Here is a 15,078-nt window from a genome sequence, read left to right as displayed (position 1 = left end):
GTCGGCCGGGTGGAGGGCCTCGAGATCGACGGCGACCACGTGCTCATGAAGTTCTCGATCGGGACCCACACGATCGGCACCGAGAGCCGGCTGGCTGTCAAGACCGACACGATCCTGGGCAAGAAGGTGCTGGAGATCGAGACGCGAGGTTCGGCGCGCCTGCGGCCCGGGGCCACCCTGCCGATCGGCCAGAGCACCACCCCGTACCAGATCTACGACGCATTTTTCGATGTCACCAAGGCCGCCTCCGGCTGGGACATCGACGCGGTCAAGCAGTCGCTGCACGTGCTGTCGCACACCATCGACCAGACCTACCCCCACCTGAGTGCCGCGCTGGACGGGGTGGCCAAGTTCTCCGACACCCTCGGAAAGCGCGACGAGCAGATCAAACATCTACTGGCCCAGTCCAATCAGGTGGCCGCCGTGCTGGGGGACCGCAGCGAACAGGTCGATCGGGCGTTGGTCAACGCCAAGGCCCTGCTGGCGGCCTTCAACGAACGCGGCCAGGCCATCGACGCCCTGTTGGGCAACATCGCCGCGTTCTCGCAGCAGATCAAAGGATTCATCGACGACAACCCGAACCTCAACCACCTGTTCGAACAATTACATCAACTCAGCGACATCCTGGTGCAGCGCAAAGACGACATCGCCGAAGGGCTCACCGAGGTCGGCAAGTTCCTTCCGTCGTTGAACGAGGCCGTCGCGTCGGGACCATTTTTCAAGGTGGTCCTGCACAACCTGGCCCTGTATCAAATCGTCCAGCCCTGGGTCGACGCGGCATTCAAGAAGCGCGGCATCGACCCGGAGAACTTCTGGCGCAGCGCGGGATTGCCGGCCTACCGATTCCCCGACCCGAACGGCACCCGATTCCCCAACGGCGCGCCGCCACCGGCGCCCCCGGTCCTGGAGGGGACGCCGGAGCACCCCGGACCGGCCGTACCGCCCGGGTCGCCGTGCTCGTACGCGCCTGCCGCCGACGCGCTGCCCCGGCCCGACAACCCGCTGCCCTGCCTCGGCGCCATCAGCGGGCCGTTCGGTGGCCCGGGCTTCCTTGCGCCCGTCGACGTGCAGACCTCGCCGCCGAACCCGGAAGGCCTGCCGCCCACACCGGGCATCCCGATCGCCGGGCGGCCGGGCGACCCACCGCCGGACGTACCGGGCACCCCGGTGCCGCTACCGACGCAGGCACCGCCGGGCGCGCGCACCGAGCAACTCGCGCCGGCCGGACCGACGCCGCCTCCTTCGGCGTTCGCACCGGGATTGCCGCCGGGGCCCGCGGCACCGGCCGGGCCCGGTGAGCAGCTACCGGCGCCGTTCATCAACCCGGGCGGGACCGGCGGCAGCGGCGCAGCCGGGGGAGGTAGCCAGAATTGAGCACCATCTTTGACATCCGCAACCTGCGACTGCCCACCTTGTCGCGGGCGTCGGTGATCATCGGGTCGTTGGTGGTGGCGCTGGCCCTGGTCGGAGGCTACGTCGCCATCCGGCTGTACGAGAAGCTGACCACCAACACGGTGGTGGCCTATTTCCCGGCGGCCAACGCGCTGTACCCGGGTGACAAGGTCCAGATCATGGGCCTGCGGGTCGGGCAGATCGACAAGATCGAACCGGCCGGCGACAAGATGAAGGTGACCTTCCACTACGAGAACAAGTACAAGGTTCCCGCCAACGCCTCCGCGGTGATCCTCAACCCCACTTTGGTGGCGTCACGCTCCCTGCAATTGGAGCCGCCGTACAAGGGCGGCCCGGTGCTGGCCGACAACGCCGTGATCCCGGAGAACCGCACCCAGGTACCGGTGGAGTGGGACCAGTTGCGCAACAGCATCACCAACATCGTGTCCAAACTGGGCCCCACCAAGGAGCAGCCGACGGGGCCGTTCGGCGAGGTGATCACGGCCTACGCCGACGGGCTGGCCGGCAAGGGCAAACAGTTCAACACGACGCTCAACAGCCTTTCGCAGGCGTTGACCGCGCTCAACGAGGGTCGCGGCGACTTCTTTGCGGTGGTGCACAGCCTGGCGCTGTTCGTCAACGCGCTGCACGCCGACGACCAGCAGTTCGTTGCGCTGAACCAGAACCTGGCCGATTTCACCACCCGGCTCGCGAGTTCCGACGGGGCCCTGGCCAACGCCGTGCAGCAGTTCGACGGCTTGTTGTCCACGGTGCGCCCGTTCCTGGACAAGAACCGGCAGGTGTTCGTCCAGGACATCGCCAACCTGCAGACCACGACAAACACTCTGCTGCAACCGGATTCCCTCAACGGGCTGGAGACTTTCCTGCACGTCGGTCCGACCGCGCTGTCGAACGTCAACCAGGTGTACCACCCGTCGCACGGATCGGTGGTGGCCGTCACCGCGATCACCAACTTCGCCAACCCGATGCAGTTCATCTGCAGCGCGATCCAGGCGGGCAGCCGGCTGGGGTATCAGGATTCCGCCGAACTCTGTGCGCAATACCTCGCGCCGATCCTGGACGCGATCAAGTTCAACTACCCGCCGTTCGGGGTGAATCTGTTCAGCACCGCCGAGGTGCTGCCCAAGGAGGTCGCCTACTCCGAGCCGCGCCTGCAGCCGCCCAACGGATACAAGGACACCACCGTGCCGGGTATCTGGGTGCCCGATACTCCCACGTCGCACCGCAACACCCAGCCGGGCTGGATCGTGGCTCCGGGGATGCAAGGGCAACAGGTGGGTCCGGTCACCGCTGGTTTGATGACTCCGGAGTCGCTGGCCGAACTCATGGGCGGCCCCGACATCGAGCCGGTCCAGTCGAACCTGCAAACCCCGCCGGGGCCGCCGAACGCCTACGACGAGAACCCGATAGCTCCGGTCATCGGCCAGATCCCGCCACAGGTTCCCATCCCGCCGCCGCCGCCGGGCCCGGGCGTCATACCCGGTCCCGTCGCACCGACACCGGCGCCCATAGCCGCAGGGCTGGGCCAATGAGGGTAACGATGAGCGCGTTGCGCGCGAAGAGTGGACCGAATAATCGGACCGAGCGGGTAACGATGAGCGCGTTGCGCGCGATCCGCCGCCGCTGCGGGCAGGGACTGGCGCTCGGCGTGGTCGCGGTGCTGGTCAGTTCGTGTGGCTGGAGAGGGATTTCCAATGTGGAGATCCCGGGCGGGCCGGGCACCGGGGCGAACTCCTACACCGTCTACGTGCAGGTGCCCAACACGTTGGCGATCAACGGCAACAGCAAGGTGATGGTCGCCGACGTCTACGTGGGTTCCATCCGCGCGATCCAGCTGAAGAACTGGGTGGCCACCCTGACGCTGGGCATCGACAAGAACGTCAGACTGCCCAGGAACACCACCGCCAAGATCGGCCAGACGTCCCTGCTGGGCTCCCAGCACGTGGAGCTGGCGGCACCGCCGCATCCGTCGACGCAGCTGCTCACCGACGGCGACACCATCCCGCTCAAGCACTCGTCGGCGTTTCCCACCACCGAACAGACCCTGGCCAGCCTCGCGCTGATCCTGCGGGGTGGCGGCATCCCGAACCTGGAGGTGCTGCAGAACGAGGTGTACAACATCCTCAACGGGCGCGGCGACGAGATTCGTTCGTTCCTGGGCAAGCTGGACACCTTCGTCACCCAGCTCGACGAACAGCGCCACGACATCACCCGCGCGATCGACTCGACCAACCGTTTGCTGACCTACGTGGGCGGACGAGCCGACGTCCTCGACCGGGTGCTGACCGACGTCTCGCCGCTGCTCGAGCATTTCGCCGCCACCAAGGACCTGCTCATCAACGCCACCGATGCGATAGGCCGGCTCAGCCAATCCGCCGACCAGTACCTGTCGGAGGCGCGCGGGCCGCTGCACACCGACCTGCAGGCGCTGCAGTGCCCGCTCAAGGAGCTGGGACGGGGCTCGCCGTTTTTGATCGGCGCACTGAAATTGATCTTCACCCAGCCGTTCGACATCGACACCGTGCCGAAGATCTTCCGCGGTGACTACCTCAACATCTCGCTGACGCTGGACCTGACCTACAGCGCCATCGACAACGCCTTCCTCACCGGCACCGGCCTGTCGGGCGCACTGCGCGCGCTCGAGCAATCGTTCGGACGCGACCCGGAGACGATGATCCCCGACGTCCGCTACACCCCGAACCCCAACGACGCGCCCGGTGGTCCGCTGGTGGAGAGGGGAGACCGGAATTGCTGACCTCCTTCGTCAAACGCCAGCTCGTCGCGTTCGGGATCTTGACGGTGATCTCGATGCTGGTCCTGGGCGTCTACTACCTGCAGATCCCGAGCCTGGTCGGTATCGGCCGTTACACCCTCCAAGCGGACCTGCCCGCCTCGGGGGGGTTGTATCCCACCGCCAACGTCACCTATCGCGGGGTCACGATCGGGACGGTCACCGATGTCGCACCCACCGAGCGGGGCGCCCACGCGACGATGAGCATCGACAGTCGCTACAAGATCCCGGCCGACGTCACGGCCAACGTGCACTCGGTGTCGGCGGTCGGCGAGCAGTACCTGGACCTGGTGTCGGCAGGTCGACCCGGCAAGTTCCTCTCGCCCGGGCAGACGATCACCAAGGGCACGGTGCCCGCGGCGATCGGGCCGGCGCTCGACACCGCCTACAAGGGCCTGGCCGCGCTGCCCCAGGGCAAGATCAGCCAGCTACTCGACGAGACAGCGCAGTCCGTCGGTGGTTTGGGCCCGGCGTTGCAGCGGCTGGTCGACGCCACCCAGGCGATCGTCGGGGACTTCAACACCAACGTCGGCGACGTCAACGACATCATCCAGAACTCAGGGCCGTTGCTCGACAGCCAGGTCAAGTCCGGGGACGCGATCCAGCGCTGGGCGCATAATCTGAACAGATTGGCCGCGCAGACAGCCCAGCAGGATCAGACCGTCAAGAGTGTGTTGCGCCAGGCGGCGCCGACCGCCGATCAGGTCAACGAGATCTTCGGCGACGTCCGGGACTCGCTGCCCCAGACGCTGGCCAACCTGGAGGTCGTGTTCGACCTGCTCAAGCGCTACCACGCCGGCGTGGAGCAGGTGCTGGTGTTGCTGCCGCAGGGCGCCTCGGCCGCCCAGACGGTCGCCGCGCCGAACCCGAACATGGCCGACCTGGACCTCGCGCTGTCGATCAACCAGCCGCCGCCGTGCCTGACCGGGTTCATCCCCGCCTCGCAGTGGCGTGCACCGGCGGACACCAGCCTGGTACCCCTGCCGTCGGGCACCTACTGCAAGATCCCCATGGACACGCCGGCCAACAGTGTGCGCGGGTCGCGCAACATTCCCTGTGTGGACGTGCCCGGCAAGCGCGCCGCCACACCGCGAGAATGCCGCGACCCCAAGCCGTACGTCCCGGCGGGCACCAACCCCTGGTACGGCGAGCCCAACCAGATCCTGACCTGCCCGGCGCCCGGGGCGCGGTGCGACCAGCCGGTCAAACCGGGCATGGTGATCCCGGCGCCGTCGGTCAACAACGGCCGCAACCCTGCGCCGTCGGACCAGGTCTCGGGCACGCCCCCGGCCACCAGTGACCCGTTGACGCGGCCCGGGACCGGTTCGGTGGAATGCAACGGGCAGCAGCCCAACCCGTGCGTCTACACTCCGGGCGGGCCTCCCACCGCGGTCTACAGTCCCCAGAGCGGCGAACTGGTGGGGCCCGACGGAGTCAGGTATTCCGTCGAAAACTCGACGAAAACAGGAGACGACGGATGGAAGGAGATGCTGGCGCCAGCCGGCTGAACCCCACCGACGCGGATGATTCGTTGCGCACCCAGGAGATGACCGGGGGCCTCCCGGAATCCGAGGCGTCCGCTGTTCCCGAGGCTTCCGCAGCTTCTGACACCGATCAGGGGGACCCGGGCGCGATGTCCGAGGATGCGGCGGAGGCCTTCGATGCAGGGGTTCGGCGCGGACCGTCGCGGCTGGGGCGTGGCTGGGCGGTAGGCATCGTCGCGGTGCTGCTACTGGGCGCCGGCGCCGTCGGTGCCGGCGGTTACCTCGCGCAGCATTTTCACCGGGAAGCCCTGGCCGTTGCCCGCAACGACGCCGCGGCGCTGCAGGCGGCGGTCGAGTGTGTGTCGGCGACCCAGGCGCCGGACCCGAACGCGATGGCGGCGAGCGAGCAGAAGATCATCGACTGCGGCACCGGCGCCTTTCGTGCGCAGGCCGTCTTGTACACGAGCATGCTGGTGCAGGCCTATCAGGCCGCGAACGTCCACGTGCAGGTGTCCGACGTGCGGGCGGCGGTCGAGCGCAACAACGACGACGGCTCGGTCGATGTGCTGGTCGCGTTGCGCGTCAAGTTCGCCACCGACGAGACGCAGAACGAGACCGGCTACCGGTTGCGGGCCGAGATGGCCCTGTCCGACGGGCAGTACAAGATCTCCAAACTCGACCAGGTGACCAAGTGACGGTGGTGGTCGAGGAAACTCCCACCACGGAAGTCTCACCGCCGGGCGCGCTGGCGCGGTGGCACATCCGCGCCTGTGCGCTCGCGCTGGACGTCGTCCCGGGCGCTGCGGTGACGACGACGTCGGCACTGGTGGCATTGACGGTCCGGCAACATCCGGTGTGGTGGTGGCTGTGGGTGTCCGTCGGTGGGCTGGCGATCCTGTGGGTGCTGGTGAACCGGTGGGTGCTGCCGGCCGTCACCGGCTCGAGCCCGGGCCGCGGTGTGTGCGGGATTTCGGTGCGGCGCCGCGACGGCGGCGCACCGGGCGCATGGGCGTTGTTGCTGCGGGACCTGGCCCATCTGCTCGACGTGGCTTCGGTGGTGGGATGGCTCTGGCCGCTGTGGGATTCCGGGCGCCGCACGTTCGCCGACATGGTGTTGCGCACCGACGTGCGCTCTGCCGAAACGGACCGTCGCACGATGCGGCGGTGGACCGCGGGGGCGTTGCTCACCGCGGCGGCGGTCTGCGTCGCGGGCTCGGCGGCCGGCTATGCGCTGGTCTATTCCCGCGAACGAGCGACCGATCAGACCGTCGCGCAACTCGCGATACAGGGGCCCAAGATCGTAACGCAGATGCTGACCTACGACCCGAAATCGCTCGACGCCGACTTCGCGCGCGCCCGATCGCTGGCGACCGACAGCTACCGGGGCACGCTGGCCACGCAGCAGGAGGTCGTGGCGAAGGGCCACCCCGTCATCAACGAATACTGGGTGACCGACAGCTCGATCCAGTCGGCGAGCCCGGATCGGGCCACGATGCTGCTGTTCCTGCAGGGTCGCCGCGGCGCGAGCCCGAACGAGCGCTACATCACCGCGAGCGTGCGGGTGAGTTTCGCCAAACGCGGGGCCGACTGGCGCGTCGACGACCTCACCGTGCTGACCAAACCCAAATCGGGCGGGGGTGAAAAGTGAGTCCGCGAAGGAGGTTTCAGTCCGGCGAGGCGCCGCTGCTGGTCACGCGGTCGGTGCCGGGCCCAAGGCCGCGAGGCTTACCGCTGATCGCCGCGGCCGCCGCGTTGGTGATGGCCGCGGCGATCGCGGTGTGCAGCCTGATGCTGGCCTCTCACGAACACCACGAGCGCATCGCGTCCAGAGACCGTGCGGCGCTCGGCTACGTGACCGGCTTCATGACGCAGTTCACCTCCATCGATCCTTTTCACGCCAACGACTACGTGACACGGATACTGGCCGAGGCGACCGGGGACTTCGCCAAGCAGTTCCGGGCGAACGCGAACAGCATCCTGCTGCAGTTGGCCCGCGCCGAACCGGCCACGGGCACCGTGCTGGACGCCGGCGTGGAACGCTGGAACGACGACGGCAGCGCCAGCGTGATGGTGGCGACCGCGGTGACATCCAAGTCCGCGGACGAGAAGCAAGTGGTCGAGAACACCAACCGTTGGATGGCCACCGCGAAGCAGGAAGGAAATCAGTGGAAGATCAGCAACCTGGCACAGGTGATCTGACCGCCGCTGCGGGCGCTGCGGGCGGCGACGTCACCGCCGATGCGGCGCCACCGGACGTGACCGAGCCCGCCGTCCCGGACGAGAACGCCGACGACACCGCGACGGCCCCCGAACACGGCTCCGCCCGGACCAGGCGGCCGGCCGGAACGCGCCTCGCCGTCTCCTTCGCCGTCGCGGCGTCGTTGTTCGTGGGATCTGCGGCGTTCGCCGGCGCGGCGGTGCAGCCCTACCTGGTCGACCGCGCCACCGCCGAGACGAAGCTCCACGTGGCGCGGACCGCGGCCAATGCGATCACCACGCTGTGGACCTACACGCCGGAGAACATGAACACCCTCGCCGATCGCGCGGCGGGTTATCTCAGTGGCGACTTCGAAGCCCAGTACCGCAAATTCGTCGACTCGATCGTGGCCCCCAACAAGCAGGCCAAGGTCACCAACAGCACCGAGGTCACCGGCGCTGCGGTCGAATCGCTGGATGGGCCCAACGCCGTCGTCATCGTCTACACGAACACGTCGTCGACCAGTCCGCTGACCAAGAACGTCCCCGCGCTGAAGTACCTGTCCTATCGGTTGTTCATGAAACGCTCCGACGGGCGCTGGCTGGTGACCAGGATGACGACCATCACCTCACTGGACCTGACGCCGCACGTCTGACGGGGTGGCCGCGCATCAGTTGAACGCCAGCCAGCTGGGCAGTGCCCGCTCGTGCGAGTCGCACAGCACCTGCCGGGTGTCGCAGGAGCCGCGCGGCGAACCCGCCCCGGCCCACATGCCCCCGGTGTCACGTCGCAGCACGATGGCCGACGAGCCGCCGCCGTCGAGCAGCACCGCCGACTCGCTGCCCAGGCCGCGGAACAGGTCCTGCATGTTGTCGGGGGTGTAGCTACCCCCCTCGAAGACGTACATCTCGTCCTTCTGGCGCGCGTAGGCCAGCGCCGTGCGCGCCGCGCTGGGACCGCCGTCGTTCAGCTGCCCGGTGTTGCCGGGGGCCAGCAAGCCGATCCCCGACACCGCGACGAACCTCGCGTTCTTGTCGAGCAGGTCGGCGACCACCGGGGTTGCGGCGTCATAGTCCTGTTTGGATTTGGGCCACACGACATACGGCGCGCCGCCGGTGGGCATGATCATCGTCGTCAGCGCGCTCCACGCCTCCCCCCCGCCCGACAGGCCCTGTTTACCCGGGTACACGGCGGTGCCGGTGACGGACTGGTTGGCCCGCCCCTGCCCGTGCGTGTTGTCCACGAAGGCGCCCAGCGGCGAGCTGCAGCCGGTGTGTCGCCACGACCCCGACAACTGCGGCCGCACGTCGAAGAAGTTCGCGTTGACCGCGATCGTCGGCTGCCCCATGCGCTGCCAGGCGTTCAGCGGCGTATACAACTCGGACGCCTGCCACAACCCCTCGTGCGTGCGGGCACCCGGTTTGTGTTCACAGCGCGCCTGCACACCCCGGTGGGTGTCGACCAGCAGATGCGGTGCAAGCCGCGCGGACGCGTTCTTGATGATCATCAGGTGTCCGCCGTTGCCCATCTCGTACCACCTGCCGGCGGCGTTGAGCATCGGCGCGGGGTGGCCGCCGCCGAAGTTGTAGACCAGGTAGGTGCCCTTGGTGGCGTTGATCGCGTTGGCCAGCTGATCGCGCCCGTCTGCAGCGTTCGCCACGGGTTGGCCCGTGGTGGCAGCGGCCAGGGCGTAAGCGACCGCGGCGGTGCCCAAGACCGCCAGTCGGCGCAGGACGCCCGTCAGTGTCGGCACGGTAGCCCTTTCGGCTCTGAGGTGAACGTCAGCTCTGCCAGCATCGTCCACACCCGTCACACTGTCAACATAAGTCACGTGCGGGTGACAGTTGCGTCGCGTGCCAATTACGTTTGCCCGCTTGAGCTTTCGGTCACGTCTTCGGCCGCGTCTTCGGCCGCGGTGCCCAAGGGGTTCTCGTGTTTGCCCCCGCCCGCCCGTTGGCGCGCCTGATGCTGGGTCTGGTGTTCGACGGCGATCGCCATCTCGGTCGCTCCGTGGATACGGTGGAAACCCTTGCGGTCGTAGAAATAGGTGACGACGCCGCCCAGCAGAACACCGATGACAAGGCCGATGGACGTCATCCACAATGCCTGGGACAAGCCGGCATCCAGATCACCGTTGAGATACAGCAGCGAACGCGCGCCCAGGAACACCTGGTGCATCGGTTCGAACTCGGCCAGCCAGCGAAACAGCGGTGGCACCGCTTCCAGTGGGACCGTGGCGCCTGCCGACGGCAGCCCGAAGAACACGAAGATCAACAGGCTCACCAGGAGGCCGACGGAGCCCAGCGCCGAGAGCAGAGAAGCCGATGTGACACCCACCGCGGCGATCGCGAACGCCCCGTAGGCCCACAGCTGCCAGCCGAGGTCGATGGGCATGCCGAGCCAGTCGGCGATCGCCAGGTAAGCCGCCGAGACGAGCAGCGCCAGCATCACCATGATGCCCCATTTCAGCAGCAGCGTATGGAATCGTGAGATGTGGACGTGGTCGGCGAAGCGATACACCGGGCCGAATTCGGCCGGCACGTAACCGAGTAGCGTGTCCACCAGTGCACTGACCACGATGCTGCCCGTGAAACCCGCCAGGAGCAGCAATAGCGAGTAGTAGAACGCCGACAGTCCGTTTCCGGTGCCGTTCGGCAGCGGACGGTACACCGTCGCTTTGATGTCGATGGGGGTGGCGAGCCCGACCGCCGCCGCCCCGGTCAGCGGGTTTCCCTCGGCCTGGGCCGCGACATCCTGGGTAAGCCGCTGGCCCACTTGACCTTCCACGATGGCCATCGCCATGTCCAGGGTCTGGTGAGCGATACTGGCTCCCAGCGTGCCTGCCCGCGGGTTCGTCGCGATCGTGATCACCGGCCGGCTCGCCCGGGTCGGTGTGATCGCACTTGCACCGTACTCGCGCAGGCTCGATGAGAAGGTCGGCGGTATCACGACCTCGCCGTAGAGCTGGGCTCTGTCCAGCAGCAGCATGGCCTCTTCCTTGGACATCACCCGAATATCGAACTTCTGGCTGTCCAGGCCCGCAACCAGACCGTCGGCAATCCGCGCGCCCGCAGGGCCGGCGTCCTCATTGACCACCGCGATGGGGAAGTGCCGCAGGTTGGTCCTCGGGTTCAGGATTCCGCCGAGGTACAGCGCGCACAGCGCCGACATCAGGGCCAGCGTGATGAGTAGCGGCGCTGCCCAGAACCGCAGGGTCCGAATCGCGGTGACGTTCCGGGTGGAGTTCGGCGCCGCGTGCCGCGGCTGCGGTTGAGACATGTCGGCTCCCGTCCGTCGTGCCCACTCTAGGTCAGGCCACTGCGATGGTGAGCGGTTGCTGCGCACCGCGCAGGGTGTCGTCCAGCGCCGCCGGTGTCAGCCCGGTGAGACGGCTGCGCCTGTTCTAACCCGGATACGTCGCGGCGGCCAGCCGCAGGATCTCTTCGCGGTCGGCGGCCAGGACGAACCCCGAGCCGATCGCGCTGTCCAGCGCGGCGGTGAAGCTCTCGAGGTACTGGCCGGCCCCGCCCGGGTACAGCCGTCGCAGCGTCGCGGAGTCGAACCGCTCCCCCGAGCCGAAGAGCGCCGACATGACGCTGTCCTGGCCACCGACCCCGGAGGTCCGCGCGGTCGGCACGTCCACCCAGGGGGTCCTGACGCCGCCGAGCGCGAGCCCGTTGGAATCCAGAACAGCGGCAGGAGAGCCGGTGTCGTCGACCTCGATGGGTGGGGCTTGCGGTGCCGGCCGGCCGGTCCGCACCCACGTGTGCAACGCGTCGAGCGCCGCCTGAACGACGTAATGGTGTTGCGGCGCGAAGTTGATGTCATGCCCCAGTTGTCGGCCCATCAGCGTGCTGGTGGGGGCGTAAGCCCGCACGAGGTCGTCGAGCGGCGCGCTGCCGCTGTCGATGGGCGCCACCTGGATCGTGTAGTTGTCGGCATGGGCGGCACCGGGGATCTCCCAGACCCGCAGCCGCTCGTTGCCGGGCTGGCGCGCGAAGTAGTAGCCGTGCCGCGCGCCGCCGAAAAGATCGGTCTCGGTGATGATCACGACGAGCGGGACGCGCAGATCGCGGCGGAACCGGACGGCATCGGGCCCTGCGGATTCCTCGAAGATCGAGGCGCCGTCCAGTGGCGCGGCGGGCCCGAACCGCGAGTGCACCAAAAAGCCGTCGTAGGCGCGGGCGAGCGGGTCCACGGCGTTGACATAGGTTGTCAGGAACATGGCCGACTGGGACTCACCCACCGCGATCACGTGGCGTGCGCCGAGCCCCCTCAACACGCCGTCGGCGCCGTTGTCGGAGAGGAGTCCGGCAACGTGGGAGAAGATGTCGTACGAGAAGGCGTCGCCGGGGTGGCACAGCGACGCGTAGCGCCGCGGATCCTGTTTTTTCAGCGACAGGTCCGCACCCAGCAGGCCGCCACCGCCCTCGACCCCCACCCGCTGGGCCGACACCGCGACGTAGCCATATCCCGCGCGCACGATTTCGCGGTGCGCCATCATCCACACGGCAGGCGCGTCGATGCCGCCGCTCACATTGAGCCATTCGACCAGCACCGTCCCGTTGAACCGGGCCCGCTCGGCCGGCGTCACCACCACCATCCGGGTGGTGTAATCCGCTGTCGCGCCAGCAGTTACGCGCCACCGGCCATCCGGACCCAGCGGAGCGGCCGGAACGTAGCCGCACGCCGTCCCGGAGACGAAGAACTCCTCTGCCACACAGCCGACGTCGCCGAGGCCGAAGGCCCCCAACAGCAACAGCGGCTCACCGGGCACGGGCGTCGCGTGGGGCGAATCGGTCATCGGTGCTCCGGTTTCAGGGTGAAGTTTTCAGATCGAGGTTGTCACGGCGAGCCGGCGAAGAAGCCTTTCCGTGAGAGGCGCCACCCGCACGAGACTAACGGCTCGCCGGCCCGCGAGGCGCGTCCTGAACCATTACGCTGCCCGTAATGGTCACCACTCGCTCCGAACATGATTTCGACGGCGTCGGGGGCGTGCGCATCGTCTACGACGTGTGGACGCCGGACGCTCCGCCGCGGGCGCTGGTCGTGGTGTCGCACGGCCTCGGCGAGCATGCCCGCCGCTACGACCACGTCGCGCGGCGCTTCGGCGACGCCGGCCTTCTCACCTATGCGCTCGACCACCGGGGCCACGGGCGTTCGGGCGGCAAGCGGGTGCTGGTGCGCGACATCTGCGAGTACACCGGCGACTTCGACACGCTGGTGCGCATCGCGACCCGCGAACACCCGGGCCTGCCGTGCGTGGTGCTCGGGCACAGCATGGGCGGTGGGATCGTGTTCGCCTACGGGGTCGAACGTCCGGACAGCTACGACCTGATGGTCCTGTCGGGTCCGGCGGTCGCGGCCCAGGATCAGCTGTCGCCGCTGCTGGTGCTCGCCGCCAAGGTGCTCGGCATCCTGGTTCCCGGCCTGCCGGTACAGGAACTCGACGTCGACGCCATCTCGCGCGACCCGGCCGTGGTGGCGGCCTACCAGGACGATCCGCTGGTCTACCACGGCAAGGTCCCGGCCGGGATCGGCCGGGCGCTGGTGCGGGTCGGCGAGACGATGCCGCAGCGCGCACCCGCGCTGACCGCGCCGCTGCTGGTGGTGCACGGTTCCGAAGACCGGCTGGTGCCCGTCGCCGGCAGCCGCCGCCTGGTCGAATGCGCGGGCTCGGCCGACGTCGAGTTGACGGTGTATCCGGGGCTCTACCACGAGGTCTTCAACGAACCGGAGCGCGACGAGGTCCTCGGCGACGTGGTCTCCTGGATCCTGCAGCGCCTGTGAGCGCCCGGGCGCGGGATGTCGTAGGCCTGCCGTAGTTTGGCGCCTATGAGCGACGACAAGATGCTGGCCCGCATCGCCGCCCTGCTGCGCCAGGCCGAAGGCACCGACAACCCGCACGAGGCCGACGCGTTCATGGGGGCCGCGCAACGGCTGGCGACGGCCGCGTCCATCGACCTGGCGGTGGCGCGATCCCACGCGGCCGGCCGCTCGCCGGCGCAGGCACCTACGCAGCGGACCATCACCATCGGTACGGCAGGCACCCGAGGCCTGCGAACCTACGTGCAGCTGTTCGTGGGTATCGCGGCGGCCAACGACGTGCGCTGCGACGTGGCGTCGAACTCGACTTTTCTCTACGCCTACGGGTTCGCCGAGGACATCGACGCCACCCATGCGCTCTACGCCGGCCTGGTCGTCCAGATGGTGCGGGCCTCGGACGCTTATCTGGCTTCGGGCGCGCACCGGCCCACCCCGACCATCACCGCCCGGCTCAACTTCCAGCTCGCCTTCGGGGCGCGGGTGGGCCGGCGCCTGGCCGAGGCCCGCGAACAGGCCCGCCGGGAGGCCACCGAGGACCGCGAGCGCGCACCGGGCACTGCTGTGGCGCTGCGGGACAAGGAGCTCGAGCTGCGCGATCACTACCGCGGCGCATCGAAGGCGCGCGGGACGTGGCGGGCCACCAGCGCGTCGGCCGGATATTCCTCGGCGGCCCGGCGCGCCGGGGACCACGCGGGGCGGCGTGCGCGGCTGGGCGACAGCCCCGAGCTCCCGGGGGCGCGGACCGCGCTGGGCCGGTGAGTCCGGCGGGTGCCCCGCGGGACTCCCAGCGCGCCAAAGTGTATGCGGCCGAAGGGTTCGTCCGCACGTTGTTCGACCGCGCCGCGGAGCACGGGTCACCGGCGGTGGAGTTCTTCGGCACGCAGTTGACGCTGCCGCCGGAGGCCCGATTCGGCTCGGTGGCTTCTGTGCAGCGCTACGTCGACGAGGTGCTTGCGTTACCGGCGGTACGGCGACAGTGGCCCGACGTCTCGCCGCTGAGGGTGCGCTCGCGGCGGTCCGCCATCGCGGCGCACTACGAAAGCCGCGACGGCGCGGGCGTCATCGCGGTTCCGGACCGCGACAGCGCCAATTGGGCGCTGCGCGAGCTGGTGGTGCTCCACGAGGTGGCCCACCACCTGTGCCGGGCGCAGCCGCCGCACGGTCCGGAGTTCGTCGCGACCAGTTGCGCGCTGGCCGAACTGGTGATGGGGCCCGAGGCGGGGCACGTGCTGCGCGTCGTCTATGCCACCCAGGGCGCGCGGTGAGCGGCCCGGCCCTGTGGGGGCGCGAGGTCGAGGCCCGGATGGCCGACGACGAGCACCGAGGTCGTCGACGTCGTCATCGCCGCGCCGGCCACACCGCTGCGG

At 68.7% G+C, this 15,078-nt stretch carries 14 protein-coding genes; 11 read left to right on the top strand and 3 right to left on the bottom strand.

All coding sequences use genetic code 11. From position 1 onward, the window contains the following. From AC2VOK_RS10510 to AC2VOK_RS10475, 8 genes are all read left to right on the top strand, one after another. Positions 1-1,374: MCE family protein (locus AC2VOK_RS10510; protein ID WP_428900412.1), on the top strand; the 1,374-nt coding region annotated here is incomplete at its 5' end. Further along, a complete protein-coding gene (locus AC2VOK_RS10505) occupies positions 1,371-2,945 on the top strand; it encodes a virulence factor Mce family protein (RefSeq protein ID WP_428900411.1) in 1,575 nt (524 codons plus the stop codon). The genes AC2VOK_RS10510 and AC2VOK_RS10505, both read left to right, overlap by 4 nt. 62 nt (positions 2,946-3,007) lie before the next feature. After that, the gene (locus AC2VOK_RS10500; RefSeq protein WP_428900410.1) at positions 3,008-4,168 is read left to right on the top strand and encodes a virulence factor Mce family protein; all 1,161 of its coding nucleotides are present in this window, start codon (positions 3,008-3,010) and stop codon (positions 4,166-4,168) included. Further along, entirely contained in the window at positions 4,162-5,712 is a 1,551-nt protein-coding gene (locus tag AC2VOK_RS10495) for a virulence factor Mce family protein (protein ID WP_428900409.1), read from the top strand. The genes AC2VOK_RS10500 and AC2VOK_RS10495 overlap by 7 nt, the downstream gene beginning before the upstream one ends. Next, positions 5,682-6,383 carry an Mce protein gene (locus AC2VOK_RS10490; RefSeq protein WP_428900408.1) on the top strand — a complete coding sequence of 234 codons (702 nt, stop codon included), beginning with the start codon at positions 5,682-5,684 and terminating at the stop codon, positions 6,381-6,383. Before AC2VOK_RS10495 ends, AC2VOK_RS10490 begins: the two co-directional genes overlap by 31 nt. After that, positions 6,380-7,336 (top strand): RDD family protein, encoded by a 957-nt coding sequence (locus AC2VOK_RS10485; RefSeq protein ID WP_428900407.1) that lies wholly within the window; start codon positions 6,380-6,382, stop codon positions 7,334-7,336. Before AC2VOK_RS10490 ends, AC2VOK_RS10485 begins: the two co-directional genes overlap by 4 nt. Next, entirely contained in the window at positions 7,333-7,887 is a 555-nt protein-coding gene (locus tag AC2VOK_RS10480; RefSeq protein ID WP_428900406.1) for a mammalian cell entry protein, read from the top strand. Before AC2VOK_RS10485 ends, AC2VOK_RS10480 begins: the two co-directional genes overlap by 4 nt. After that, a complete protein-coding gene (locus AC2VOK_RS10475; protein ID WP_428900405.1) occupies positions 7,854-8,540 on the top strand; it encodes a hypothetical protein in 687 nt (228 codons plus the stop codon). Before AC2VOK_RS10480 ends, AC2VOK_RS10475 begins: the two co-directional genes overlap by 34 nt. Before the next feature lie 15 nt (positions 8,541-8,555). On the opposite strand, the gene AC2VOK_RS10470 is transcribed toward AC2VOK_RS10475, so the two are convergent. From AC2VOK_RS10470 to AC2VOK_RS10460, 3 genes are all read right to left on the bottom strand, one after another. Beyond that, complete coding sequence (locus tag AC2VOK_RS10470) at positions 8,556-9,689, bottom strand: phosphodiester glycosidase family protein (RefSeq protein WP_428900404.1); 1,134 nt, start codon at positions 9,687-9,689, stop codon at positions 8,556-8,558. A gap of 56 nt (positions 9,690-9,745) precedes the next feature. After that, positions 9,746-11,164, bottom strand: a complete 1,419-nt coding sequence (locus AC2VOK_RS10465; protein WP_428900403.1) for a YhgE/Pip domain-containing protein — start codon at positions 11,162-11,164, stop codon at positions 9,746-9,748. A gap of 124 nt (positions 11,165-11,288) precedes the next feature. Then, entirely contained in the window at positions 11,289-12,689 is a 1,401-nt protein-coding gene (locus AC2VOK_RS10460; RefSeq protein ID WP_428900402.1) for an alpha/beta hydrolase domain-containing protein, read from the bottom strand. Between the two features lie 146 nt (positions 12,690-12,835). On the opposite strand from AC2VOK_RS10460, the gene AC2VOK_RS10455 reads away from it, so the two are divergent. The 3 genes from AC2VOK_RS10455 to AC2VOK_RS10445 are packed head-to-tail and all read left to right on the top strand — an operon-like array spanning position 12,836 to position 14,976. Beyond that, entirely contained in the window at positions 12,836-13,675 is an 840-nt protein-coding gene (locus AC2VOK_RS10455) for an alpha/beta hydrolase (protein ID WP_428900401.1), read from the top strand. A gap of 45 nt (positions 13,676-13,720) precedes the next feature. Beyond that, entirely contained in the window at positions 13,721-14,470 is a 750-nt protein-coding gene (locus tag AC2VOK_RS10450) for a DUF2786 domain-containing protein (protein ID WP_421528696.1), read from the top strand. Further along, positions 14,467-14,976 carry a TIGR04338 family metallohydrolase gene (locus AC2VOK_RS10445; protein ID WP_428900400.1) on the top strand — a complete coding sequence of 170 codons (510 nt, stop codon included), beginning with the start codon at positions 14,467-14,469 and terminating at the stop codon, positions 14,974-14,976. Before AC2VOK_RS10450 ends, AC2VOK_RS10445 begins: the two co-directional genes overlap by 4 nt. Positions 14,977-15,078 lie beyond the last annotated feature (102 nt).

The organism is Mycobacterium sp. TH-M116 (assembly GCF_057473685.1).
The sequence above is the reverse complement of the archived record's forward strand: the minus strand, read 5'-3'. Positions and strand labels throughout refer to the sequence as shown.